We start from the raw sequence: 23,463 nt of genomic DNA, 5'->3' as shown, positions 1-23,463 counted from the left end.
TCCGTCCTGATGCACGCCTTCGCCAGCCGGAACTAGCCCCGCTGCGCCTGCACCTCTACAATGCGCGGATGACTACACCACGCTTCGTTCACCTTCGTGTGCATTCCGAATTTTCCGTCAGTGACGGCATCGTGCGTCTTGGCGACGCCATCAAGCGCGCGCGCGCCGACCAGATGCCGGCACTGGCCATGTCCGACCTGATGAATCTGTTCGGACTTGTCAAGTTTTACAAGGGCTGCCGCGATGCCGGCATCAAACCGATTATCGCCTGCGATATCTGGCTGGAAAACGAGGCGGACCGCGACAAGCCCAGCCGCTTGATGCTGATCGCCAAGAACCGTGCCGGTTACGGCCGCCTGTGCGAACTCTTGGCAGCGGCCTTTACCGGCAATCAGGTGCGCGGGCGCGCCGAAATCAAGCGCGAGTGGCTGGAGCATGGCGACAATAGCCAGCTGATTTGCCTGTCCGGTGCGCAGTTGGGCGATATCGGCGTTTCGCTAAGCAATGGCAACCCGGAAGAAGCACTGGCACGGGCGCAAAGCTGGGCACGCCTGTTTCCCGACAGCTTCTATCTGGAAATCCAGCGCGTGGATAACCCGCAGGTCGAGGCCATCGTGCAGGCCACCTTGCGTCTGGCCGGCGAAGCGGGCCTGCCGGTGGTGGCCACCCACCCCATCCAGTTCATGGATGCGGACGACTATATGGCGCACGAGGCGCGGGTGTGTATCGCCGAAGGCTTTACCCTGTCCGACAAGCGCCGGCAAAAGAAATTTGCCGACTGCCAGTACTTCCTTAGCAGCGCGCAAATGCTGGAACGCTTCGCCGATGTACCCGAGGCGCTGCAAAACTCGGTCGAAATCGCCAAGCGCTGCAACTTCACCGTCGAGCTGGGCACCAACTATCTGCCGGACTTCCCGACGCCGGACGGCATGAGTCTGGACGACTTTATGGTGCAGGAGGCGAAAAAAGGTCTGGAAGAGCGGCTGGTCGAGCTGTATCCAGAAGCCGAGGAGCGCGAGAACCAGCGTGCGCGCTACGTTGACCGCCTCAAGTTCGAGACCGACACCATCATCCAGATGGGGTTTCCCGGCTACTTTTTGATCGTGGCCGACTTTATCAACTGGGCCAAGCACAATGGCTGTCCGGTGGGACCAGGCCGCGGCTCGGGTGCCGGCTCCCTGGTTGCCTACAGCCTCAAGATTACCGATATCGACCCGCTGGAGTATGCGCTGCTGTTCGAGCGTTTCCTGAATCCGGAGCGGGTTTCCATGCCCGACTTCGACGTCGACTTCTGCCAGGACAACCGCTACCGCGTCATCGAATATGTGCGCCAGACCTATGGCCAGGAGGCGGTGTCGCAGATTGCCACCTTCGGCACCATGGCGGCCAAGGCGGTGATCCGTGATGTGGGACGCGTGCTCGACCTGCCGTATATGTTCTGTGACCAGCTATCCAAGCTGATTCCGGCTGCTCCGGGCAAGCAGTACTCGCTGGACGATGCGGTCGCGATGGAGCCTGTGCTGAAAGAGCGGCTGGAAAACGAGGAAGAAGTCGCCCAGCTATGGGTGCTGGCCAAAAAGCTGGAGGGTCTGACCCGCGGCATCGGCATGCACGCAGGCGGCGTCCTGATCGCGCCGGGCAAGCTGACCGATTTCTGCCCGCTGTATCAGGCCTCGGGCGAAGACGCGGTCTCGGTATCCATGCTGGACAAGGACGATGTCGAGAAAATCGGTCTGGTGAAGTTCGACTTTCTGGGCCTCAGAAACCTGACCATCATCGATCTGGCTGCACGCTATATCAAGCAACTGGATCCGACCTTCGACACCGACCTGAACCTGCTGGAGTTCACCGACCCGGCGGCCTACCGCATCTTGCAGACCGCCAATACCACTGCCGTGTTCCAGCTGGAATCGGACGGCATGAAGCGCCTGCTGGAGAAGCTCAAGCCCGACCGCTTTGAAGACATCATCGCCGTGCTGGCGCTGTACCGGCCGGGCCCGCTGGGCTCGGGCATGGTGGACGACTTTATCCTGCGTAAAGCCGGCAAGCAGGCGGTGGACTACTTCCACCCTGACCTGACCGCCTGCCTGGACCCGACCTATGGCGTGATCGTGTATCAGGAACAGGTGATGCAGATTTCGCAGATCATCGGCGGCTATACCCTGGGCGGCGCCGACATGCTGCGCCGGGCGATGGGCAAGAAAAAAGCCGAGGAGATGGACAAGCACCGCGGCATCTTCACCGAAGGCGCAGAGAAAAAGGGCTACACCAAGGAACTGGCAACCCATCTGTTTGACCTGATGGCGATGTTTGCCGAATACGGCTTTAACAAATCGCACACCGCCGCCTACGCCGTGGTGTCCTACCAGACGGCGTGGCTGAAGGCGCACCACTGTTCGGCCTTTATGGCAGCGACCATGTCCAGCGAACTGGACAATACCGACCAGCTCAAGATTTTTTACGATGATGCGCTGGCCAACGGCCTCACCTTCCTGCCGCCCGACGTCAACCAGGGCTTCTACCGCTTTGTGCCGACCGACCGCAGCCATATCCGCTATGCGCTGGGTGCGATCAAGGGCACGGGCGAAGCGGCGGTCGAGCACATTATCGCGGTGCGCGAAGCCAGCGGCCCGTTCAAGGATCTGTTCGATTTTTGCAGCCGTACCGACAAGCGCATCGTCAACAAACGCACGGTCGAGGCGCTGATACGCGCCGGCGCATTCGATGCACTGGATAGCAACCGCGCCAGACTGTTCGCCAATGTCGCTCTGGCACTGGAAGCGGCCAGCCAGGAAGCGGCCAACGAGGGTCAGGGCGGGCTGTTCGATATGTTCGGCGACGATGTGGTGCCGCCAGTTCCGATGGTGGATACCCGCGCCTGGACACCGGCAGTGCAACTGGCCGAAGAAAAACAGGCCATCGGCTACTATCTGTCCGGCCACCCGTTCAAGTCGTATGAAAAAGAGGTGCGCGGCTTTATCAAAACGCCGCTGTCCCGTCTGGTGCCACGCAAGGAGCCGCAGCTACTGGCCGGCTTTGTCACCGGCATCCGCGTCAAGGTGGGCAATCGCGGCAAGATGGCTTTCGTGCAACTGGATGATGGCAGTGCCAAACTGGAGGTATCGCTGTTTGCCGAAGGCTTTGACGCCAACCGCGACCGCTTGAAAGAAGACACCGTTCTGGTGGTGGAAGGCAAGGTCAGCGAGGACAAGTTCTCCGGCGGCCTGCGCATTATCGCCGAACATGTCTACCAGCTGGGCGAGGCGCGCAGCCGCTATGCGCGCTCGCTGGCTATCCAGCTGGATCACACCGCCGATGTGGGCAAGCTCAGAAGCACCTTGGTCGATTACAAAAGCGAAGAAGCCGGCTGCCCGGTACGCCTGCACTACAACAACGGTCAGGCCAAGGGCGAATTGATGCTGCCGCCGGCATGGGGGGTAAGACTGGATGATGCACTGCTGCTGGCGCTAGCAGATACACTGGGCGAGAGCCGCGCCAAAATCATCTGGTAAGACCTACATCGGCAGGTGCGGCGCCATCACATTGATGGCCTGCACCGCGCGGCGGTAACGGGCATGGGCGCGCGACACGGTGGAGACGGACAAATCCATCTGCCGCGCCGCGCCGCTGCAGGTCATGCCCTCGATCTCGATCAGCCATACCGCCTCGCGCGAGCGCTTTTTCAGCCCGATCAGGTTGGCAACCTGATTAAAGAGTTCCAGTCTCATTGCATGCTCCCTTTTTTTCCAGCATAGTGGCTTGCAAAAAAAACGCATGCATTTGCGTCCGCCAGCCACAGGCAAGGAACCCGCCGTGATTACCGTCTACCACCCTGAACATCCGCACAGCTATATCGCCACCCTGTCCCGCCTCTTGCCCGGGCATACTGTCAGTGACCAGAGCGAACCTTGTACACGCTATGCAGTGGTATGGAATCCACCCGAGGGCTTTTTTAGCCGCCTCTCAGGCTTGCAAGGCATATTTGCACTGGGCGCGGGGGTCGATCGCCTGCTGGGCCGGCATGACCTCGCAGCCGATATCCCCATCTACCGCCTGACCGATGCCGGCATGGCCGAACAAATGATCGAATATGCGCGCTATGGCGTGCTGCACTGGCAGCGCAGCTTCGATTTTTACCGCACACAGCAGCAGGTGCAGCAATGGCAGGTTCAGCCGGACAGGCGCAAGGCCGACACGCGCATCAGTGTCTTGGGGCTGGGTGAAATGGGCGGGCGCGTCGCGGCGGCGCTGGCGGGGGATGGCTATTGCGTCAGCGGCTATAGCCGCAAGATGCGCACCTTAGCCGGCATCAACTGCGTACATGGCGAAGACCAGCTAAACGCCCTCTTGACCCAGACCGATGTGCTGATCAATCTGCTGCCCTCTACCGCGCTGACCCGCGGCCTGCTAAATGCTGAACGGCTGGCTCTTCTGCCCGCAGGCAGCGCACTGATTCATGCCGGGCGTGGTGATCAGCTCGATGAAAACGCCCTGCTCGCGGCACTGGACAGCGGCGTACTGCGCTTTGCCTTGCTGGACGTATTCGCGCTGGAGCCGCTAGCGGCCGGACATCCACTATGGCGACACCCGCGCACCATCATCACACCGCATAGCGCGGCCCAGACCCTGATCGGCGAGGCGGCAGCGCAGATTGCACGGCGCATACAGGCTCTGGAGCAAGGACAGGAAGTGACAGGCAAGGTAGAGCGTAGCCGCGCCTATTGACGGGCTGACAAAGGGTAAAACGAGGATTTCGCACCAACCGGAACGGCGGGCAGCGGGAATACGAAGGGAAGTTCGGGCACGGAGGCAAGAGGCCTGATCCGCGCCCGCAAGTCTTGCTTAGCGGCGGAACGAAGGAGCCGACGACGGGCCGCGTTCTTCCTTGTGACGGAAGCTGATGCGCGCCTTGGTCAGATCATACGGCGACATTTCAACCGTGACCTTGTCGCCTTCCAGAATGCGGATGCGGAATTTGCGCATTTTGCCCGAGGCATATGCCACGACTTCAACGCCATTCTCCAAACGCACTTTAAATCGGGTATCCGGCATGACGTCGACAACGACGCCTTGCAGTTCCAACAGTTCTTCTTTAGCCATAACCTATCTCCGATAGCCCCCCATCTGATTGCGGGCATCCGTGTCTTCAACAATGCTCTGACTGCCCCCTCATTAACACTCCAGCGCCGACCCCTGTTAAACAAAGGCTGGCGGAGATGTCCGTCAGGATATGCCGAAATCGGCAGATATTCGTTACGGGAAACGAGGCGAGAATGAGGCGGGCGGAACCCGGATGAGTCCAGGCGAACGCTCTCAGCCAACGGGCAGCACAGCTTTCCTGCGCGCAGTATACCTGATTACGGCAAACAAAACCCTTGCCTTATGGTAAAAGATGCGCCCGCGCAGCTACTTGGCTTGCATGACACCCCAAACTTGCCGCCGGATATACCTGCACAGCACCTTTTGCAAACGCCTCTCCCGCTGCACGATGATACGGCGCCAAGCCTTGGCGAGCGCCTCCTCGGCCTGCAGCCGCTGCACCAGCGCCCCCCAGTCATTCAGTTCGCCAAGCAAACCCTGCACGAAGGACAAAACCTTCACCCGCTTGCGGGTACGCCGGTTCAGAAGCGGCGCAAACTGTACGCCCCAGCTGCGATAGCGCTTGATAGCCAGCCGTGCAGCATGCCAGTGTGTGCGCTTGCCGCTTTTAAGCGCACGCCGCAGCTTGCCTTGCACTTTCTGCCATAAATACTTGGCCTGCATGCGCGCCAGTTTGCGTAAGCGTCGCTTATCCAGCAGCGCATCCGCGCCGGCAAGAAAAGGCAAGAGCAAGGCCAGCGCCGACACTAAATCAGGCTGCAAGCGCACTAACAAGCTACTGCGCTCACACTGCAAGGCACGCGCCCACGCCAGATCCACGTTTAGCGCCAGCGGATGGCGCATCTGCAACAAGGCCAGTCCGTCCAGTGCAACTTCAAGCTCGCGCGCCTCGCGACTCAAGCGATAGCTCCGGGCCAAGTGCCGGCGCAGCGTATCGGCCGTCTCGCTGCCGCGAAAAAACAGCAACACGGTGCGCAATGCCCGCAGCGCAAGGCGCAAGTCATGCACCGCATCTGCGCGCTGATCCCCTCCCGGTCCGGCCAATGCCTGACAAGCCAGATCAATGCGTGCCGACTGTGTGATGACGGCCCTCGTAAAATACGCTGTGCTCATTCGCAGCTTCCTGACAAACCCAAAGCGCAGCATAGGAGATTTTCAGACACAAAAAACGGCACCTGTTCAGGTGCCGTTGGCTGAATTCGCTCAAGCTTACTTCCAGTTTTGCGGCAGCTTGTAACCCGGATACTGCTTTTGCGCCCACGCCTTGAAGGCAGGAGAGTTGTAGGCGGCGATCACATCCTTGGCCCATGGCTTGGCCGCGTCGGCACTCTTGACCACACCCCAGTTCACATAGGCGTAGCTCTTTTCCTGGAACACGGCCTCGGTCAGCTTGATGCCGGAGCTTGTGGCGTAGTTGCCATTAATGATGGCAAAGTCCACATCGCCACGAGCGCGTGGCAGCTGTGCCGCTTCCAGCTGGACGATTTTCACCTGTTTGACGTTCTGGGCGATATCGCGCTCGGACGCGGTCAGCGGATTGATGCCCGGCTTAAGCTTGATCCAGCCCAGATCGGCCAGCATCACCAGCGCACGGGCGAAGTTGGACGGATCGTTAGGCGCGGCGACAGTGCTGCCTGCCTTCACATCCTTCAGCGCCTTGAGTTTGCCCGGGTAAACGCCCAAAGGCGCGGTCGGCACCTGGAACACCGGCGTCAGGCTCAGCTTGTGCTCTTTGCTGAACGAATCCAGATACGGCTTGTGCTGGAACACGTTTACATCAAGCGAGCCTTCGGCAAGACCCAGATTGGGACGTACATAGTCGGTGAACTCGACCAGCTTGACGCTATAGCCCTGCTTTTCCAGCTGCGGCTTGATATTGAGCTTAACCATGTCGCCAAAGTCGCCCACCGTCGTACCGATCACGATGTTTTTCTTGGCCGGGTCAGCAGCAACCGCCGCGCCGGTAAAGCTCAGACCGACCGCAACGGCCACCAGTGTTTTGATAAAGCTTGTACGCATCTTGTTTCTCCTTGGTATGGATGCTTGATAAAAGGGTTAACGCTTGTCCAGACGCGCAGCCAGATAGTTGCCGCCCAGCTGGATAATCTGCACGACCACCACCAGCAGCAACACCATGGCCAGCATGACTTCACTCTGGAAACGGTAATAGCCGTAACGGATGGCCAGATCGCCAATACCACCGCCGCCCACGACACCGGCCACAGCGGAATAACTCAGAAAGCTGATGGTCAGGATGGTCAGCGCGTTCACCAGGCCGGCACGCGCTTCGCGCAGCAAGACCTTGAACACAATCTGCAAGGGGCTTGCCCCCATGGCTTCGGCTGCCTCGACCACTCCGCGCGGCACTTCACGCAGCGTCTGTTCGACCAGACGGGCAAAATACGGAATGGCGGCGAACGACAAAGGCACGGCCGCTGCGACAGGGCCAATGGTGCTGCCGACGATCAGCCGGGTTAAGGGCACCAGCGAAACCATCAGGATAATGAAAGGAAAAGAGCGCACCAGATTGACCAGCCAGCCCAGCAAGCCGGCAACAAAACGGTTGGCAAGAATCTGCCCCGGCTGCGCCAGATACAGCCACACCCCCAAAGGTCCACCCAGCAAGACGGCAGCGGACAGGCCTATGCCCAGCATCAGCGCGGTTTCCAGGCAAGCCTGCCAGATCTCAGGCCCCAGCAGTACCAGATTGCTCCAGGCTTCGGCAAAAGTGATCGCTTCCATTACGCAGCCTCCAGCATATCGCGCGCGGCAGACGACAACGCCTGCACCTCGCCTTGTTTGACATCCATCACTTCGACTACCGACCCGCCGTCAAGCAAGGCCGCGCGCTGGCAGATTGCGCGTACCACGCCCATTTCATGGGTGACCAGCACAATGGTGACGCCAAAACGCGCATTAATATCGGCCAGGCACTGCAATACGCTTTGTGTGGTTTTCGGGTCCAGCGCCGAAGTCGGCTCGTCGGCCAGAATCACCTTGGGGCGCGGAGCCAGCGCACGGGCAATTCCGACCCGCTGCTTCTGCCCGCCCGAGAGCTGGGCCGGGTAATGTTCAGCGCGGTCAGTCAGACCCACGACTTCAAGGCACTCGGCTACACGCAGCGCAATATCGGCGCGGTTCCAGCCGGCAATTTCCAGCGGAAAGGCTACATTTTCCGCTACGGTGCGGTTGGCCAGCAGATTGAACTGCTGAAAAACCATGCCGATATTTTGCCGCGCACGGCGCAGTTCGCTAGCCGACAAGCGGGTCAGATCCTGACCATCCACCAGCACGGCGCCTGCTTCGGGGCGTTCCAGCAAATTGATCAGGCGCAGCAAGGTGGATTTACCGGCGCCGGAAAAACCGATCAAGCCGAATATTTCACCCTCGGCAATGGAAAGTGTGGTCGCGCGCACGGCATCAAACCAGCCCCCGTCGGGATGGCGAAAGCGCTTGCTCACGTTATTGAGATGTATCATCGAAGTCCCTAAAATGCAAAAAGCCCGCCACTTGCGGCGAGCTTCAATCATGGAACTTCGGTAGAACTGAAGTGCAGACTGCCAGATGCAGTCCGTCCACGCTTTAGCTGTTTTACGCCCGCAAGCTGTATCAAATCGGCGATGTATCTGGAACAAAATCTACCAGCTATTGCCCGCAACCGTCAAGAGATGGATACAAAATATTATCTTCCGTAGGTGCTGTTTTATAGCGGCAGCAATTGTGCGCTAAGCGGCAAGTGGTCGGACAACTTGGCCCAGGGCAAGCCGCGATGAACTTCGACCGAGACCGGCCGAAGGCCGCGCACATAGATGCGGTCCAGCGCCAGCATGGGCATGCGCGCCGGAAAGCTTCTGGCGCACTCGCCGTTAAGCAAACGAAACACCTCATTCAAGCCGGCACGCTCGCGCAGGATGGCGCTGGCCTCGTCACGCCAGTCATTGAAGTCGCCAGCCAGAATCAGCATGGCGTCAGGCGGTACATTGCTGTCGATATAACGCGATAGCGCCTCGAATTGCTTGCGCCGGTCGCGCGCCAGCAAATTAAGGTGGGCACACAAAGTCACCACCGGCTGCGCCCAGCCCTGCGGTTGCAACATGCAATGCAGGATGCCGCGGCTTTCCAGTCGATTGACGCTGATATCAAGATTGCACCACTCGGTCACCGGAAAGCGCGACAACAGGGCATTGCCGTGATGGCCATGATCATAGGCTGCATTCAAGCCGTAAGTGACCTTGCTGCCCAGATGGCGCGCCAGGTAATGATGTTGCGGCAAGCTGGGCCAGTTAGGGTGGCGCAGGGCACGCAAGGTATTGCGCCCCTGCACTTCCTGTAAAAAAACCACATCGGACGATAGCGTATCCAGCGCCCGCGCCATCGCCGGTACCGTCACTTTGCGGTTAAGCGGCGACATGCCTTTGTGGATGTTGTAGGTTGCAACAGATAAAGGTTTCACTTTTATATCAAAGACTTATGTTAAGTTTAACCACAAAAACACAGCCAGAAATCCCGCAACCCAGCAATTAAAAATCAATGACTTAGCATACGATTTAGAACGGCAGAATCGCTTACATTATCACCCTTCATGCCATGAAATGCTTGCCTGGATTCTGGCAACCGCATGACTTTGACCAGCTGGCCTGTTTGGTGTTTGGTGTTTGGTGTTTGGTGTTTGGCGTTTGGCGTTTGGCGTTTGGCGTTTGGCGTTTGGCATCAGCCAGACCTACTACCGCTATCAGGCCCAGCAGTCCGCAGCGAATGCCGAAATCGCCGACCACCTAGTCCGGCAACCCCATCTCCAGTGCAACTGGGGAGTCGGGCTGTGCTTCCTGTACTTGTGCAACGTGAAGGGCTACCGTTGGAACCACGAACAGGTGTACCACATTTACCGCGAACTGGAACTTAAGCTGCGGATCAAGCCGAGAAAGCGGCTCGTTCGGGAGAAGCCGGTACCCTTGGCGGAGCCGGAAACCATCAACCAGTGCGGGCCCATGGATTTCATGCATGACCAACTATCCGACGGCCACAGTTACCGCTTGTTCAATGTCATCGATGATTTCAAGCGGGAGGTGCTGGCGATCGACATTGACCTGTCGTTGCCGTCAGAGCGGGTGCTGCGGGCGCCGGATCAGATCATCGGGGGCACGGCAAGCCACAGTCATCCGCAGTGACTGCGACCCGGAATACATCACTTCACGTCAGGCTTCACAAACAACCATGGGCTACCTATGAGACACAGCGAACGACATAGAACGCACCGAACAGGCTGGCTACGCGCTGGCGTTCTCGGCGCCAATGACGGGATTGTCTCTACTGCCAGTCTTGTCTTGGGCGTAGCGGCGACAGGTGCCAGCACTAGGACTATTCTCATTACAGGCGTTGCAAGCCTCGTTGCTGGGGCCATGTCTATGGCTGCAGGCGAGTATGTTTCTGTCAGTTCACAAGCCGATACCGAAAACGCAGACCTGACTCGAGAAAAAGCTGAACTGCTGGAAAATCCCTCTCAGGAGCACGCAGAGCTCATGGCTATCTACGTCAAACGCGGACTTGATGAGACATTAGCGTCGAGCGTCGCAACAAAATTGATGGCACATGATGCGCTAGCCGCGCATGCGCGAGACGAGCTAGGCATATCGGATACCCTGGCCGCCAAACCCGTTCAGGCCGCGCTGGCCTCCGCTAGCACGTTTGCCGCTGGTGCATTTCTACCCCTGCTAATGGTTCTCTTGCTACCTGCCTCTGCGCTCATGTGGGGTCTTGCGGCAAGCTCGCTCTTCTTTCTTACACTTCTCGGACTGATTGCAGCACGCGCGGGGGGGTCTCCTTTGTTAGTGTCTGCCATCCGCGTGACATTCTGGGGAGCACTGGCAATGGGACTTACCGCTGGAGTTGGCGCTCTCTTTGGTGTGGCCGCTTGACGGTTATTGAACCTGCATCCACAGACCGCTTAGCGTCAAAGCTACCCCTCCCCCAAATGGCATTTCAACGGCCTTGTGAAGTACGGCGAGTCAAGGCCGCAATTGATATTCAAACGCTTGAGGTGCAGCAAGGCAAGCTGCCGCATCGTGCGCTCACCTTGGTATTGGAGTGGGCACAAGCGCACCTTGCCAAGCGGCTGGAAGACTGGGAACTATGCCGTCAGATGCAGCACCCGAAACCGATTCAACCGCAGGAGTAATTCGAAGGCTCAGAAAAAGCGCAGCCGCGACCGCAAAAAAGTCGCTTCGCCAGTAGCAGCATAGCTGCCGGAAAAAATGTGGTTTCAGGCGAATGAAAGCCCCCTGGCCAGGCTGGCAACAGGGGGCTCGCCATCTTGTGGTGGCCGCGAACTGTACTTACTTGATCTGCAAGTCATCTTCTACGGACTTCACGCCATTGACGCCACGAGTCAACTGCACGGCCCGGGCGGCATCGGCTTTCGAGTGCACAAAACCGCTCAGCTGCACACGCCCCATATAGGTTTGGACGGTGATTTCGGTCACTTTCAGCGCCGGGTCATTAAAAATCGCGGTTTTGACATGGCCGGTAATCACGCTGTCGTCCATATACTGGCCGGTGCTTTGATGCTCACGTGTCGCGGAACAGGCTCCTATCGGTATCAATGAGGCGACCACGAGAAATGCAGACAGGTACTTGTTTAATACTTTCATGATGGGTGCTCCACAATGGTTGGGTGTGCCGACGGCGCATTGCGAACCAGCCGGCCACCACATCCGCCATTCACACCTCAACAGCGTGTGGCGGGCCAAGACTTAACACGGCGGTGCGGCACCGCTGCCGCAGGTCGCCATCCGTTTCAAGGCGTCAAATCGACGTCTTCGTTGCGTTCCTCGAAACGGCGGATCTGTTCTTCGGCATTATCCTTGGAAATACCGTAAGCCTCCTGCAGTTTGCCGGCCAGAATGGTGCGTTTTCCGGCAATCATATCCAGATGATCGTCAGTTAAATCTCCCCATTGTTCGCGCACCTTGCCTTTGTACTGTTTCCAGTTACCCTCGATGATATCCCAGTTCATGACTTGCTCCTTTTGACGCCGGATGCGGCTGACAAGATGGTCAAGTTGGCATCCCCTACCCCTGATATCGGCAGCTACAACATGGCTGGCCGCATTCGTACCGGGCAGTGTCGCCATACTGCTGTCACGAAGTGGCACTGTCGGTACGCTGCACCACATTGCCGCCATCAAATAGCGGGAGATGCGGCAACAGCACTGCGCTGGCATCCCGTAACAGGCAGACTGCCCGCCAAACGTAGCTCCCTGTACTGACACATCAATCGGCAGCGGCCTATCTATACTGCCCTGCATGATTATTACCACCAGAAGCAGACTATGACCTCGACTATTACGCCACAGCAAAATAAGCTACTTGGGGCCTTGCCGGCAGAGGTATTCAACAGGTTGTTACCCCATCTCGAACTGATCGAGCTGCCGCTGGGCAAAGTGCTGTACGAATCCGGCGATGCTTTGCGCCATGTATTCTTCCCCACCGATGCCATCGTGTCGCTGCTGTACATAATGGAAAGCGGCTCTTCGGCGGAAATCTCGGTGGTCGGCAACGAAGGCATGGTGGGCATTGCGGTGTTCATGGGGGGCGAAAGCACCCCCAGCCGTGCCATCGTGCAAAGTGCCGGCTACGCCTACCGCCTAGCTAACAGCTACTTCAAGAACGAGGTCAACCAACACACGGGACTGCTGAAGCTGATGTTGCACTACACCCAGGCGCTGATTACGCAGATGGCGCAGACCGCAGTGTGCAACCGCCATCACTCCATTGACCAGCAGCTGTGCCGCTGGCTGCTGCTATCGCTGGACCGACTGCCCAGCAACAAGTTGACCATGACCCAGGAGCTGATCGCCAATATGCTTGGCGTGCGCCGCGAAGGCGTCACCGACGCCGCCGGCAAGCTGCAAAAGCTGGGTGTTATCGAATACTGCCGTGGCCACATCACCGTACTAGACCGGCCGCAGCTGGAGCAGCTGTGCTGCGAGTGCTACGCCGTGGTCAAGAGGGAAACTGACCGCCTGCTGCCCTACACCACCTAGCCATGCAGCTCACCCCGCGCGCCGTCTTTACGGCGGACTGGACAACGACTCGTCAACAAAGCGCAGCAGCGCTGCCATTACCGTCAGCAGCACCGGGCCGACGATGATGCCGATCATGCCAAAGGCGGACAGGCCACCGATTACGCCGATGAACACGGCCAGAACCGACACTGGCTCCTGCCTGGAAATCAGCAACGGCCGCAACAGATTGTCCGATACCGACACCCCCAGCCCCCACAGCAGCATGAATAACGCCCAGCCCCACTGCGACATCAGCAGCAGCGCCAGCACCGCTGGCGCCCATACCAGCGCCGCGCCCCCCATCGGCAGCAGAGCCAGTGCCGCCGCCAGTACGCCGAACACCACTGGTGATGGCAGGCCGCAGATGGCGAAGCCAATGCCGATCAGTACACCCTGCGCTAGCGCGGTTAGGCCGGTGCCGTAAACCACCGCACGGGTGGTGTTGCCGATCAGTTGCAGCAAGCGGTCGCGCCGTTGTGGCGCCATCGGCACCAGCCGTACCACGCGATTGAGCAGCACGCGGCCGTCACGCAGCAGGAAAAACAACAAAAACAGCATCATGAAGAAGTTGATCATCGTGTCCAGGGTGCCGAGCACAACCTGACCGCCGGTATTTGCCAGCGACTGCAGCAGCAGCCGGGCGCCACTGGCTAGCCAACCCTGCAGCTGATCATGGCTGGTGGTGAAATTGTGCCGCAGCCATGCCGACAGGCTGCCGAGCAAAGGATAGCGCTCCAGCTGCATCAGCAGATCGAGATCGAAGCGCAACGGCTGTTTTTGCAGGCGGGTGATCAGCTCGGCAAACTGGTTGACAAAGGCCACGCCGAGGCTGACCAGCGGCCCAGCCAGCACCACAGGTACCAGCATGGTGATGATGCCGGCAGACAAGGCGGCGCGCCCGCGCAGCGTGTGCGTCAGCCAGCGCTGCACGGGTGCCAGCAGAAAGGCCAGGCAGATGCTCCACGCCAACGCATCCCATAACGGTGCCAGCATCCAGTACAGCGCGAGACCGCACAAGGCGGTAACGGTGATGACAAAGCCCTTGAGATAGAGATCCACACTTGCTCCCCTGTGAATCCGGTGGCACACCGCGAGCAACAATTGGCAAGTCGGCCGGTGCGCGTGCGGCTGTGGACTGTCTTTGACAGCCAAACCGTACGCACGCTGCAGCCAGACTCAAGATCGACTGGTGGCCAGCCGTACCAGGAATATCACGACGGCGATGACCAGCAAAATGTGAATGAAACCGCCGAGAGTGTATGACGACACCAGACCCAGCAGCCACAGAATCAGCAGGATCACTGCAATGGTGGCAAGCATGCTTCGTACTCCTTTTCAGACACCGTCCTGCCAGCCGGAACCTGCAACGCGGTTGCCGCCCCGGTACAGTACTCGGCGCATGACGCTACTACTTCAGAAACCTGCAATGTTGCTGCCTTTCAAAACGCTTGATCAGCAGCTCGGCCTCGTTCTGGCTAATGCCGTAAGCCTCCTGAAGGCTGCCCGACAACGCCACTCGCCTGCAGGCAATCATGTCAAGGCAATCGTCAGGCAGATTGCTCCACTCGGCCTTTACCTTGCCCCGTAATTCCTTCCAGTATCCTTCCGCCCTGTTCCAGCCCATTATTGTTATTTCCACATGGCACCCGTATGCAGGTATTGCCAATCGGGCCGCCGATCATGCAGCCGGCCGTGCACGACTAGTGCACCCATGCATGGACAGAGCACGACTGTGCGGTGCCCATGAAAAATCCGGTTACAGTGTTAAGGATAATCAGTGACTGCGGCCCTGTCGGTACGCTGCCAGACATAGGCGGACAAATGTCAGGCGCGGCATTACCGGCCAGCCACGGACCGGTCGCCACTCAAGGCTTGGCAGCGGGCGGTACCACCCCCTCATCACCGCCCATTTTGCCGCGCTTGCCAGTGTCTCCTTTCGCTCCGGTGTCTCCTGTTGCTCCCGTGTCCCCTGTCGCCCCTGTGTCTCCTGTTGCACCCGTATCGCCTGGCGCTCCGGTGTTGCCAGTATCGCCGGTGTCACCACGATAGCCCGTGGCACCTGCGGGCCCCGAAGCGCCGGCCGGACCAGCCGGCCCCGGCACCATCACGGTAGGCGACGCCGGCTGGGTCACGACCACTTCCGGCTGCCGCTCACACGCGGTCAGGGCCAGCACCATCAGCGCCCCTGACATCTTCATCACATTTCTCATGATCATTCCTTCGCTTGGTTTAAGGACAAGCACGGATGTAAACCAACCACCGGCATTGTCAGCCCAAGCTACGCTGTCGCGGCGGCGGCTTCTGTTCGCTGGCATACATACACGGAGCGCGGCATGAACCGACGCGGAGGGTGCCAGCAACCGGCACTGACGGTATTGGGTGCGCTGACGCACAGACGCCGGCACCCGGCGTCGTAGCATCACATGGCATGCCAAAGCTTGGCTACAGACGCGGTCGCCATGCCCTGCCTCAGCGCGCTGCAGGGGAAAAGGCGCTGCGCCACAACCACAAGCTGAACACCATTGAACTGATGCGAGAGGATCTTTCAGTCCTGTGGTGCCATTCCTGAACCTAGACGGAGCAACTGATCGCACCGCTGAAGACTGGTGCCAGCGCGCCGAGGGAAGCGGCAGTGACGCGTTTCAGGAATTCTCCCGTGCGCGGCAAAGCTACGACTTATTGTTAGGAGAGACAAAATGACCTTAGGAACCATACTGCTGATCGTGGTGTTGATACTGCTGATCGGCGCCATTCCCACTTGGCCGCATAGCCGCAACTGGGGTTACGCCCCCAGCGGCGGGCTTGGACTCGTGTTGCTGGTGCTGCTGATTCTGTGGGTGCTGGGGCGTTTATAAGCCAGCACCGCCCCAGCCCAACAAAAGCGACCCGCACTTTGTTGCGGGTCGCTTCAGACAGCAGACAAAGTCCCCGCCTGGCGGATCGTAGGCTGCAGGCAAAAAACTCGATCAGGTTATTGCGACTGAATTGGTGTGTGAACACTGGATGTCTATGACGGTCGTACCCGACTACATGAAAGGCGTGCTTGCCAATGTCCGGGCCAAAGAGTGCGATGACGGCAGCCATGATGACCCGCCTTGCCGAATAGGAAACAGCCCAGCAAGCGTAGCCTGCTGGGCTGTTGAATTCAGACTGGCCATCACATTAACGTCCCTGTGCCAGACACTCACCACTGCCGTCCCAGGCCAACAGCTTGAGACAACCCGGGAACGGTCGCGATTGGTAACGGCACAGACGGTGCCATCACATGGCGTACGGCCGATGGCATGCTGTACATAACCCGATAGCCAGTTCATCAAGGATTAAGCGCCAACTTATTGTATTTGTTGAATATTTTAAAATAAGTACTGCTATGTTAGGCAGCGCACAGAACGCAATGTTTTGTACAGAGATACTGTTCAAATGCTGAATGCGGATCGTATTTTGATGAGTCTTTGGCATAAAACCTTTCACTACGCAAAAGGAATTATCATGTCAGTAGAAACAAAAAAACCCAGTGATGCCCATAAAGCCGCCGCGGAAGAACATAAAGCCACGGCTGACTATCATATGAAGGCTGCTGATAGTCATGACAAAAACAAAGCTGATGAAGCCAAAGCTGCTGCTGCCAAGGCTTTGCAAAATAGCGAGTCAGCTCACAAGCAGAGCAAGGCTGCCAGTGAACACTCCTCGAATTGATGCCAGCTTTTCATAGTTTGATTTCAAACTGATCCAGCCTTTGAAAGCCCGCAGAGTGGACTTATGCCTTAAAGGTACATCGTTCGCGAGTGAGTAGCTCAGAAGTGCTGCCATTAAAGGCGTCACTGCACCAGAGCATTGCGATGTATAAATACATCGCAATGCATCGTAACTTCAAAGCGCTGGCGGTAACGCCGGCGTTTTTCATTCAGTCAATCACACACTTGGGGAACTGCCCCGAACCCAGCACCCACACTAGTGACTGCCGCCGGGGATGGTGTCGCTTCGCTCTTATGACCCAGTAGCAGCCACTAGTATGGGCACCCTTCAGGGCAAGGTGCGGGCGCTGAGGTACGCTGATAGCCGGAGTCGACGTACCCAACGTTACCAAGTCATCCACCCCTACCACCAGATAAACGGCACCATGCACGCTTGTACTTATTATGATCCCAGGACTTGAGCAGGGATAACAAAGATCCTAGCCATCACCAAGACAGTTTGCATCTTAGCCCTACGCCCGATAGGATATTTGTTTAAAGCACCATCAACGACACTCGACTTAGCAGGAGAGACAGCATGGGTACTGCACGCCAATGGGTATGGGATCATAGCCAGGATACGTTTAAGCCCTATGGTGGCGATACGCCGTACAGCATCGAAGATCTGGAAGAGCAGACTTTGCAAGGTGGCGTCTTTGTCCACCTAGATGAGCGCGGCCGGCACTGGTTTATCAGCGAGGGCGACTCCAGCCGCTGGCATGATGGTGAAGAGCTGAATATGGGGGGCGAGTGTTACGACAAGGCTCGTCTGGCCACGATCACAGGCTAGACACGCAAGTTCAAGCGCTTAACTTGGCCGGATTGCCCTGCAGCAACAAGTCGGTAATGGTGTCCTTGTCCATGGTTTCACCATTAAGCAGACGCGCCAGAATCTCGCTCCCCAGCAACTGGGGAGCAATCAGCACATCCGGCTGGCAACGCTTGATTTTTTCCAGATGACGGTTGTCGTTGAGTAGCACAACCGTACGCACATCGCTGGCCAGATCCTTCATCGCCAGCACTACAAATGCATTATCGGCATCATCCCCCCCCAGAGCCAGCACCGAGCGCGCCAACTCCGCGCCCGCTTCTTTAAGAACGCCGGTATCGGAAGTCTCTCCGATCACGATATCCGCATCATCAGGCAGGCTATGCTGCTGCGCACTCTCGGGAGACAACAGCACCGTCACTTTAAGCCCGCGCTGGCTCAAACTCTCGTACAGATTATGTGCCAACGGTGATGCACCGACGATCAGAAAATGACCGGAGCGTTTCATTTTACGTCCCTTCCCCTTAATAATGCGTTGCATGCTTGAGTTCAACATGGGGCCTACCAATGTACTCAAAGCCGCCGCAAATACGGTAATACCCAGAATGATGATGGAAAGTGTAAACAGCCGTGCGGCATCGGTGTGCGGGACAATATCGCCATAACCGACCGTCGTCATGGTCACCAGACTGAAATACAGCGCAGTCATCGGGTTCAGAATGGGCGGGATAAAATCCGCCCCCAACGATAATGAGCCCACCATGGCATAGCACAGCAAAGCACTGACAATCAGCAAGGTCACCAAGGCACCGGCAACGACACTAGACCCCTGAAAACCGTCGCGAAACAACAAAAGCAACAACACTAAGGCCCACGACAAAGCAAGTGCACCATGCTGCACCAGCCCGGAGTGCCACAACAGCGGTGTTACCAGCAGCACCAGCATCAAGGCGAAGAGCCATGCAGCCCGGGCACGCAATAACAAGCCTATCGCCATCAGTACAAAACCGCTGACCAGCAACAGGCGCGGCAGCATGAACCAGTTGAACTCGGCCAGTATGGCCGACTCGGCATGCCAGAAATTGCCGGGCAGGGTTCTGGGCAACTCCGTCACCAAGGGATAACCCAGCAGCAGTGCTTCAATGAGCAACAACAACGCCAGCGGCACCTGTGGCAGCAGCTTGCGCCATTGATGCAAACGGGTAACGGCCATGATGACTTCCAATGAGAATCAGGACAAAGGCGACAGCCGACGGCCCAATTCCCGGATAGCTACCGCATTGGAAGGGGAAAATACGCGCTGTGCCGCCTCTTGCCAGTCTAGCCAGACATACGCGGTATGTTCGCGGGCATTGAGCCGGGGCGTCGATTCTTCGGACAACTCGAAGGCAAAGACATGTTCGGTATTGTGCGTCACCCCCTCGGGGTAACGGTGGCGCCAGTGCGGGTAGATTTCATAGACCGAGCTTTGCGCCCAGTCATGCAGGACACCTTGGGCGGCGGCAAAACCGGTTTCCTCTCCCAGTTCGCGCCAGGCGGTAGCAAGCAGTGCTTCCTGCCCTTCCTTGCTGCCGGTCACCGACTGCCAGAAGCCGGGCTTGTCGGCGCGCTCGATCAACAACACCCGGCCTTGGGCGGTATACAACAACACCAGCACCGAGACGGGCTGCTTATTGCCAGCCATTCACACCTGCCTTTCTGCCAGACGGCTGGCTAGCTCGACCGCGGATTTCACGCCCATTTTGTCAAATACGCGTGCACGGTGGACTTCGACCGTCTTCATGCTGATCGCCAGATCATCGGCGATCTGTTTGTTCAGCTTACCCATCAGCACCAGCTTCATCACTTCGCGTTCGCGCTCGGTCAATGAGGCCAGTGTCGCTTCGATATGCAGCTTGCCGTAATAGTGTTTACGCTGCGTCTCATCCCGCACCAGACACTGCTGCAACAAGGCCATCAGATGCTCGTCGTTAAACGGCTTTTCCAGAAAGTCGACTGCGCCCAGCTTGAGTGCGGCAACCGCATGCGGCACATCGCCATGCGCCGTCAGCATAATGACCGGCGGGCAATAAGGTGCCAGCGCCAGACGCTCCAGCAAAACCAGACCGCTCATGCCGCCCAGACGCAAATCGACAATCAGGCAGTGAAAGCGTGCCGGATCCCCGCTTTGCAGCAAGGCCTCGGCACTCTCAAAAGGACTGACGGCAAAAGGCTGACCGTCCAGCAGCCAGAGCAGCGCGTCGCGCACTGCCTTGTCATCATCAACAATGGCCAGCTCTTTTGCACTCATACCATCCTCGCGTTTCAGGCTTCGTCTTTGAGAATACGGATCTCGCGTTGCGGGAACGGAATCTGAATCCCGTTTTCCTGGAATTTGCGCCAGATTGCCAGATTGATCTCGGACTTGAGCCCCAGGAAGCCGTTCTCCGGATCGGACACCCACACGCCCAGCGACAGATTGATGCTGGAATCGGCAAACTCGAGCACAAACGCCGACGGGCCCGGCTCCTTGAGCACACGCGGATGATCGGCAGCCTCTTTGAGCAAGCGCAGCGCCAGATCCAGATCCGTACCATAAGCCACACCAATAGGCAGGCTGGTCCAGATCGCCTTATCCGAATACGAGGTATTGATCACGGTACTGCTGATCAGCACCTCGTTCGGCACCAGTGCTTCCGAACCGTCTGCACTCTTGAGTACGATAAAGCGCGACGTGATCTTGGTCACGACCCCCAGACGCCCTTCGACCTCCAGACGGTCGCCAATGCGGATGGAGCGATCCAGCAAAATAATGAAGCCCGAAACATAGTTGGAGGCGATCTTCTGCAAGCCAAAACCAAGACCGACACCGAGCGCACCACCGAATACCGACAAGACTGTCAGGTCAATACCGACCACAGGCAAGGCGATCAATACCGCCGCGACCAGCAGCCCGGTACGGGCAATCTTGGAAAACACGATGCGCAGCGACAGATCCAGGTCTTTGAGCCGCATCAGGCGCGACTCGATCGCTCGGCTGACCCACAAGGCGCCGATCACGATGATGGACACCCACAGAATGGCGTTGATAATCATCAACAGATCAAGCCGGGTCTTGCCCACGGTAAAGGCAATCGACTGCATCCACTCGATCACGAAGGCATCAATACCGGTCGCCCAGGCTGCATACAGCAGCCACAGCACCATGGCCATGAAATGCTCGCTACCGCTTTCAAAACGACCACGCGGCAGCGCTTGACGCAAGACCGCACTGATGACACGTATCACCGACAGCCAGAACATCAGCGTCGCCATGGTCACCAGCACCTTAGCCGGGGTCGTGCCCAATAGCTTCCAGGTAAAGATGCTGATCACCAGCAGCAGCATGGTGCTTAGCGGCATCGCCAGACGCAGGCCGATATAAGGCAGGAAACGCTCGGAACGCTCGGGGTGGGTACGGTAGAAATGGCGGTACACATAGCCTGACAACAACCACCCCAGCACGCCACAAGCCAGACCAAGCGCCAGTTGAATCATACCGGGCATCGTCTGCAAAATGGCAGACAGCGAGTCAAAGATCAATTCATCACGTTGCAACAACAGAACATACTCCGAGTAAAAACACCAACAAAAAACACACTACCGGCCAGCCGGCAGCACACTACAAAAATCCCTTTAACCCGACAGCCCCTGCCCGTCCAGGTGCAGCACGCGGCCGGTATGCGCGGCAAGCTCGGTGTCGTGGGTCACGATCACCAGGCTGGTCCCCAGATCGGCATTCAGCGACAACATCAAATCGAACACTATGCGTGCATTGGCGCGATCCAGGTTACCTGTCGGCTCGTCGGCCAACACACAGGCCGGGCGTGTGACCAGCGCACGGGCAATGGCTGCACGCTGGCGCTCGCCACCGGAGAGCTCGCCCGGCTTGTGCCCCAGCCGGCTACCCAAACCCACCTTGGCCAGCATTTCGCTGGCTGCCGCCACCGCCTGCGCCCGTGGCTCGCGCCGGATCAATAGCGGCATCATCACGTTTTCCAGCGCGCTAAACTCAGGCAACAGATGGTGAAACTGGTACACAAAGCCCAGCTTCTGGTTACGCAATTGGCCGCGTGCCGCCTCGGACAAGTCGGACAAGCGCTCGCCAGCCACACTCACCTCGCCCCGGGTCGGCGTATCCAGTCCGCCCAACAAATGCAGCAGTGTGCTTTTGCCGGAGCCTGAAGCGCCAACAATAGCCAGACGCTCGCCTACCGCCACATTGAGGTTGATGCCGGACAAAACCTCCACATTCAGCCCGCCCTCGTCGTAGACCTTGGCCAGATTGACCGCTTCAATCACATTACTCATAACGCAGGGCCTCGGCAGGCTGGGTGCGCGCGGCGCGCCAGCTTGGATACAGGGTGGCCAGCAAGGACAACACCAGCGAAATCACGGCGATGATGCCCACATCGGCCAGTTGCACATCGGACGGCAGATAGTCGATCAGATAGACCTCGCTGGAGAGCAGCTTGACGCCCAGCAAACGTTCGATAAACGGCATGATGACATCAAGGTTCCAGGCCACCGCCAGCCCCGCTGCTACGCCGGATAAGGTGCCCAGCACACCGGCGACCGCACCCTGAATCATGAAAATCTTCATAATGCTGGCCGGACTCGCCCCCAGCGTACGCAAGATGGCGATATCGGCTTGCTTGTCGGTTACCACCATCACCAGCGTCGACACCAGATTGAATGCCGCCACCGCCACAATCAGCGTCAGGATGATGAACATCATGCGCTTTTCTATCTGCACGGCCCGGAAATAGTTGGCATTCATGTCGCTCCAGTCCGAGACCCAGGCTTCCGGCAGCTTCTGCTGCAGGTCACGCTTCACCAGCGGTGCCTGAAACAGGTCTGCCAGCTTCAGGCGCACACCCGAGACATTGTCGCCCATGCGGAACAGCGTCTGCGCATCCTTCATGTCTATCATGGCGAAGCCCGAGTCGTACTCGTACATATCGACCTTGAACAAGCCCTTGATTGTGAACTGTTTCAGGCGCGGCATCATGCCCGCCGGCGTGACATTGCCCTGCGGCGTAATCAGCGTCACCTTGTCCCCGACCCCGACCCCCAGCTGGCGCGCAAGCTCGGTACCCAGCAATACGCCGAATTCGCCCGGCTTAAGATCGGCCAACTGCCCCTTGACCATATGCTTGCCGACATCGACGACCTTATCCTCGGCTTTGGGTTCGATGCCGCGCACCATCACGCCACGCACCGCACCGCCATAAGACAGCAGACCCTGCGCCGACACAAACGGTGCCACCGCCTGCACCCCAGGTTCGGCCGCTGCGACATGCGCCACCTGCTGCCAGTCAGCCATGCCGCCTTGCATGGCCGACACCTCCACATGGGAGGCCACGCCCAGAATGCGGGTACGGATTTCTTTCTGGAAACCGTTCATCACCGACAACACAATAATCAGCGCCGCCACCCCCAGCGCAATGCCTATCATGGAGGCCAGCGAAATAAAGGAAATAAATCCGTTACGGCGCCGGGCGCGCAAATAACGTAAACCGATCAGGGCTTCGAAAGGCCATTGCATCGGGGTGCACCTCTAAAGTCAGGATGTGTAGGGATTGTCCAGCGCTTGCATCAGGCTGACCAGGTAGGCCTTGATCTGCGCCTCATCACACCCCATCAGGATGGCATCCTCATAGGCGTCCTGTGCCATTTGCGCGAGTTCTTCCAGATTTTCGCGCATGACCTTGATTTTCTCGACGCAAGCGAGGGTATTTCCCTCGGTATCGCGCCATACCGGCATATCCAGTTGCATG

At 58.2% G+C, this 23,463-nt stretch carries 27 protein-coding genes and 1 pseudogene; 9 read left to right on the top strand and 19 right to left on the bottom strand.

The genetic code is table 11. The features are described 5' to 3' along the window. The first annotated feature begins 68 nt into the window (after positions 1-68). Positions 69-3,512 (top strand): DNA polymerase III subunit alpha, encoded by a 3,444-nt coding sequence (dnaE, locus tag GQF02_RS04535; RefSeq protein ID WP_160795161.1) that lies wholly within the window; start codon positions 69-71, stop codon positions 3,510-3,512. A gap of 3 nt (positions 3,513-3,515) precedes the next feature. Here dnaE and GQF02_RS04530 read toward each other — a convergent pair whose 3' ends face one another. Then, complete coding sequence (locus tag GQF02_RS04530; RefSeq protein ID WP_124736405.1) at positions 3,516-3,728, bottom strand: sigma factor-like helix-turn-helix DNA-binding protein; 213 nt, start codon at positions 3,726-3,728, stop codon at positions 3,516-3,518. 46 nt (positions 3,729-3,774) lie between these two features. Between GQF02_RS04530 and GQF02_RS04525 the strand changes: the two genes are divergently transcribed. Beyond that, positions 3,775-4,725, top strand: coding sequence for a 2-hydroxyacid dehydrogenase (locus GQF02_RS04525; protein WP_160795159.1), 951 nt, complete (start codon positions 3,775-3,777; stop codon positions 4,723-4,725). Positions 4,726-4,842: 117 nt separating this feature from the next. Here the strand turns inward: GQF02_RS04525 and infA are convergent, their stop codons facing one another. From infA to GQF02_RS04495, 6 genes are all read right to left on the bottom strand, one after another. Next, complete coding sequence (infA, locus tag GQF02_RS04520; RefSeq protein WP_124736406.1) at positions 4,843-5,100, bottom strand: translation initiation factor IF-1; 258 nt, start codon at positions 5,098-5,100, stop codon at positions 4,843-4,845. A gap of 306 nt (positions 5,101-5,406) precedes the next feature. Further along, positions 5,407-6,213: a CHAD domain-containing protein gene (locus tag GQF02_RS04515; protein WP_160795157.1), complete on the bottom strand. Its 807-nt coding sequence runs from the start codon at positions 6,211-6,213 to the stop codon at positions 5,407-5,409. 96 nt (positions 6,214-6,309) lie between these two features. Next, the gene (locus GQF02_RS04510; RefSeq protein WP_124736408.1) at positions 6,310-7,119 is read right to left on the bottom strand and encodes a MetQ/NlpA family ABC transporter substrate-binding protein; all 810 of its coding nucleotides are present in this window, start codon (positions 7,117-7,119) and stop codon (positions 6,310-6,312) included. Between the two features lie 36 nt (positions 7,120-7,155). After that, on the bottom strand, positions 7,156-7,842 hold the full coding sequence (locus GQF02_RS04505) for a methionine ABC transporter permease (protein WP_124736409.1): 687 nt from the start codon (positions 7,840-7,842) through the stop codon (positions 7,156-7,158). After that, positions 7,842-8,579 (bottom strand): methionine ABC transporter ATP-binding protein, encoded by a 738-nt coding sequence (locus GQF02_RS04500; protein ID WP_124736410.1) that lies wholly within the window; start codon positions 8,577-8,579, stop codon positions 7,842-7,844. Before GQF02_RS04500 ends, GQF02_RS04505 begins: the two co-directional genes overlap by 1 nt. 224 nt (positions 8,580-8,803) lie before the next feature. Beyond that, entirely contained in the window at positions 8,804-9,553 is a 750-nt protein-coding gene (locus GQF02_RS04495) for an endonuclease/exonuclease/phosphatase family protein (RefSeq protein WP_160795155.1), read from the bottom strand. A 250-nt stretch (positions 9,554-9,803) separates the two neighbouring features. Between GQF02_RS04495 and GQF02_RS15805 the strand changes: the two are divergent. From GQF02_RS15805 to GQF02_RS04480, 3 genes and pseudogenes are all read left to right on the top strand, one after another. Further along, positions 9,804-10,290 (top strand): annotated as a pseudogene (locus tag GQF02_RS15805) (IS3 family transposase); the annotation flags it as partial. Between the two features lie 35 nt (positions 10,291-10,325). Then, complete coding sequence (locus GQF02_RS04485; RefSeq protein ID WP_160795153.1) at positions 10,326-11,015, top strand: VIT1/CCC1 transporter family protein; 690 nt, start codon at positions 10,326-10,328, stop codon at positions 11,013-11,015. Continuing rightward, positions 11,012-11,275, top strand: coding sequence for a DUF4160 domain-containing protein (locus tag GQF02_RS04480; RefSeq protein ID WP_220789334.1), 264 nt, complete (start codon positions 11,012-11,014; stop codon positions 11,273-11,275). Before GQF02_RS04485 ends, GQF02_RS04480 begins: the two co-directional genes overlap by 4 nt. 157 nt (positions 11,276-11,432) lie before the next feature. Here GQF02_RS04480 and GQF02_RS04475 read toward each other — a convergent pair whose 3' ends face one another. Next, entirely contained in the window at positions 11,433-11,747 is a 315-nt protein-coding gene (locus GQF02_RS04475; protein WP_124736413.1) for a BON domain-containing protein, read from the bottom strand. Between the two features lie 146 nt (positions 11,748-11,893). Next, on the bottom strand, positions 11,894-12,112 hold the full coding sequence (locus tag GQF02_RS04470; RefSeq protein ID WP_124736414.1) for a CsbD family protein: 219 nt from the start codon (positions 12,110-12,112) through the stop codon (positions 11,894-11,896). Between the two features lie 315 nt (positions 12,113-12,427). On the opposite strand from GQF02_RS04470, the gene GQF02_RS04465 reads away from it, so the two are divergent. Next, positions 12,428-13,141: a Crp/Fnr family transcriptional regulator gene (locus GQF02_RS04465; protein WP_160795151.1), complete on the top strand. Its 714-nt coding sequence runs from the start codon at positions 12,428-12,430 to the stop codon at positions 13,139-13,141. A 27-nt stretch (positions 13,142-13,168) separates the two neighbouring features. On the opposite strand, the gene GQF02_RS04460 is transcribed toward GQF02_RS04465, so the two are convergent. The 3 genes from GQF02_RS04460 to GQF02_RS16060 all read right to left on the bottom strand — a co-directional run bounded on the left by GQF02_RS04460 (position 13,169) and on the right by GQF02_RS16060 (position 15,372). After that, positions 13,169-14,221, bottom strand: a complete 1,053-nt coding sequence (locus GQF02_RS04460) for an AI-2E family transporter (protein ID WP_160795149.1) — start codon at positions 14,219-14,221, stop codon at positions 13,169-13,171. A 117-nt stretch (positions 14,222-14,338) separates the two neighbouring features. Then, a complete protein-coding gene (locus GQF02_RS04455; protein ID WP_160795147.1) occupies positions 14,339-14,482 on the bottom strand; it encodes a lmo0937 family membrane protein in 144 nt (47 codons plus the stop codon). 545 nt (positions 14,483-15,027) lie between these two features. Then, entirely contained in the window at positions 15,028-15,372 is a 345-nt protein-coding gene (locus GQF02_RS16060; protein WP_160795145.1) for a collagen-like protein, read from the bottom strand. 486 nt (positions 15,373-15,858) lie between these two features. Here GQF02_RS16060 and GQF02_RS04445 point away from each other — a divergent pair, with 486 nt between their 5' ends. The 3 genes from GQF02_RS04445 to GQF02_RS04435 all read left to right on the top strand — a co-directional run bounded on the left by GQF02_RS04445 (position 15,859) and on the right by GQF02_RS04435 (position 17,686). Next, positions 15,859-16,017 carry a DUF3309 family protein gene (locus GQF02_RS04445; protein WP_160795143.1) on the top strand — a complete coding sequence of 53 codons (159 nt, stop codon included), beginning with the start codon at positions 15,859-15,861 and terminating at the stop codon, positions 16,015-16,017. A 565-nt stretch (positions 16,018-16,582) separates the two neighbouring features. After that, on the top strand, positions 16,583-16,858 hold the full coding sequence (locus GQF02_RS04440; RefSeq protein ID WP_220789333.1) for a hypothetical protein: 276 nt from the start codon (positions 16,583-16,585) through the stop codon (positions 16,856-16,858). Between the two features lie 576 nt (positions 16,859-17,434). Next, positions 17,435-17,686, top strand: coding sequence for a hypothetical protein (locus GQF02_RS04435; protein ID WP_124736421.1), 252 nt, complete (start codon positions 17,435-17,437; stop codon positions 17,684-17,686). 10 nt (positions 17,687-17,696) lie between these two features. Here GQF02_RS04435 and GQF02_RS04430 read toward each other — a convergent pair whose 3' ends face one another. From GQF02_RS04430 to GQF02_RS04400, 7 genes are all read right to left on the bottom strand, one after another. Next, on the bottom strand, positions 17,697-18,878 hold the full coding sequence (locus GQF02_RS04430; protein ID WP_160795139.1) for an ion channel: 1,182 nt from the start codon (positions 18,876-18,878) through the stop codon (positions 17,697-17,699). 18 nt (positions 18,879-18,896) lie between these two features. Then, positions 18,897-19,349, bottom strand: coding sequence for a dihydroneopterin triphosphate diphosphatase (nudB, locus tag GQF02_RS04425; protein ID WP_124736423.1), 453 nt, complete (start codon positions 19,347-19,349; stop codon positions 18,897-18,899). Further along, on the bottom strand, positions 19,350-19,955 hold the full coding sequence (locus GQF02_RS04420) for a response regulator transcription factor (RefSeq protein ID WP_160795137.1): 606 nt from the start codon (positions 19,953-19,955) through the stop codon (positions 19,350-19,352). Between the two features lie 14 nt (positions 19,956-19,969). Continuing rightward, complete coding sequence (locus GQF02_RS04415) at positions 19,970-21,244, bottom strand: mechanosensitive ion channel family protein (RefSeq protein WP_235930054.1); 1,275 nt, start codon at positions 21,242-21,244, stop codon at positions 19,970-19,972. Positions 21,245-21,319: 75 nt separating this feature from the next. Further along, entirely contained in the window at positions 21,320-21,994 is a 675-nt protein-coding gene (lolD, locus tag GQF02_RS04410; protein ID WP_124736425.1) for a lipoprotein-releasing ABC transporter ATP-binding protein LolD, read from the bottom strand. After that, positions 21,987-23,231: a lipoprotein-releasing ABC transporter permease subunit gene (locus GQF02_RS04405; protein ID WP_160795135.1), complete on the bottom strand. Its 1,245-nt coding sequence runs from the start codon at positions 23,229-23,231 to the stop codon at positions 21,987-21,989. The genes lolD and GQF02_RS04405 overlap by 8 nt, the downstream gene beginning before the upstream one ends. Positions 23,232-23,249: 18 nt before the next feature. Beyond that, positions 23,250-23,462: a hypothetical protein gene (locus tag GQF02_RS04400; protein WP_160795133.1), complete on the bottom strand. Its 213-nt coding sequence runs from the start codon at positions 23,460-23,462 to the stop codon at positions 23,250-23,252. Between the last annotated feature and the right edge of the window lies 1 nt (position 23,463).

The organism is Craterilacuibacter sinensis (genome assembly GCF_009831765.1).
GTDB lineage: Bacteria > Pseudomonadota > Gammaproteobacteria > Burkholderiales > Chromobacteriaceae > Craterilacuibacter > Craterilacuibacter sinensis.
The sequence above is the reverse complement of the archived record's forward strand: the minus strand, read 5'-3'. Positions and strand labels throughout refer to the sequence as shown.

Excerpts from the sequence above, each read along its gene's own strand:
- GQF02_RS04470 (WP_124736414.1), bottom strand. The coding sequence starts at position 12,112 with ATGAACTGGGATATCATCGAGGGTAACTGGAAACAGTACAAAGGCAAG.
- GQF02_RS04435 (WP_124736421.1), top strand. The coding sequence starts at position 17,435 with ATGGGTACTGCACGCCAATGGGTATGGGATCATAGCCAGGATACGTTT.
- GQF02_RS04455 (WP_160795147.1), bottom strand. The coding sequence starts at position 14,482 with ATGCTTGCCACCATTGCAGTGATCCTGCTGATTCTGTGGCTGCTGGGT.
- dnaE (WP_160795161.1), top strand. The coding sequence starts at position 69 with ATGACTACACCACGCTTCGTTCACCTTCGTGTGCATTCCGAATTTTCC.
- lolD (WP_124736425.1), bottom strand. The coding sequence starts at position 21,994 with ATGAGTAATGTGATTGAAGCGGTCAATCTGGCCAAGGTCTACGACGAG.
- GQF02_RS04400 (WP_160795133.1), bottom strand. The coding sequence starts at position 23,462 with ATGCAACTGGATATGCCGGTATGGCGCGATACCGAGGGAAATACCCTC.
- GQF02_RS04485 (WP_160795153.1), top strand. The coding sequence starts at position 10,326 with ATGAGACACAGCGAACGACATAGAACGCACCGAACAGGCTGGCTACGC.
- infA (WP_124736406.1), bottom strand. The coding sequence starts at position 5,100 with ATGGCTAAAGAAGAACTGTTGGAACTGCAAGGCGTCGTTGTCGACGTC.
- GQF02_RS04405 (WP_160795135.1), bottom strand. The coding sequence starts at position 23,231 with ATGCAATGGCCTTTCGAAGCCCTGATCGGTTTACGTTATTTGCGCGCC.
- GQF02_RS04515 (WP_160795157.1), bottom strand. The coding sequence starts at position 6,213 with ATGAGCACAGCGTATTTTACGAGGGCCGTCATCACACAGTCGGCACGC.
- GQF02_RS04420 (WP_160795137.1), bottom strand. The coding sequence starts at position 19,955 with ATGAGTGCAAAAGAGCTGGCCATTGTTGATGATGACAAGGCAGTGCGC.
- GQF02_RS04430 (WP_160795139.1), bottom strand. The coding sequence starts at position 18,878 with ATGGCCGTTACCCGTTTGCATCAATGGCGCAAGCTGCTGCCACAGGTG.
- GQF02_RS04530 (WP_124736405.1), bottom strand. The coding sequence starts at position 3,728 with ATGAGACTGGAACTCTTTAATCAGGTTGCCAACCTGATCGGGCTGAAA.
- GQF02_RS04465 (WP_160795151.1), top strand. The coding sequence starts at position 12,428 with ATGACCTCGACTATTACGCCACAGCAAAATAAGCTACTTGGGGCCTTG.
- GQF02_RS04510 (WP_124736408.1), bottom strand. The coding sequence starts at position 7,119 with ATGCGTACAAGCTTTATCAAAACACTGGTGGCCGTTGCGGTCGGTCTG.
- GQF02_RS04475 (WP_124736413.1), bottom strand. The coding sequence starts at position 11,747 with ATGAAAGTATTAAACAAGTACCTGTCTGCATTTCTCGTGGTCGCCTCA.
- GQF02_RS04525 (WP_160795159.1), top strand. The coding sequence starts at position 3,775 with ATGCATTTGCGTCCGCCAGCCACAGGCAAGGAACCCGCCGTGATTACC.
- GQF02_RS16060 (WP_160795145.1), bottom strand. The coding sequence starts at position 15,372 with ATGAGAAATGTGATGAAGATGTCAGGGGCGCTGATGGTGCTGGCCCTG.
- GQF02_RS04440 (WP_220789333.1), top strand. The coding sequence starts at position 16,583 with ATGCTGAATGCGGATCGTATTTTGATGAGTCTTTGGCATAAAACCTTT.
- GQF02_RS04500 (WP_124736410.1), bottom strand. The coding sequence starts at position 8,579 with ATGATACATCTCAATAACGTGAGCAAGCGCTTTCGCCATCCCGACGGG.
- GQF02_RS04505 (WP_124736409.1), bottom strand. The coding sequence starts at position 7,842 with ATGGAAGCGATCACTTTTGCCGAAGCCTGGAGCAATCTGGTACTGCTG.
- GQF02_RS04445 (WP_160795143.1), top strand. The coding sequence starts at position 15,859 with ATGACCTTAGGAACCATACTGCTGATCGTGGTGTTGATACTGCTGATC.
- nudB (WP_124736423.1), bottom strand. The coding sequence starts at position 19,349 with ATGGCTGGCAATAAGCAGCCCGTCTCGGTGCTGGTGTTGTTGTATACC.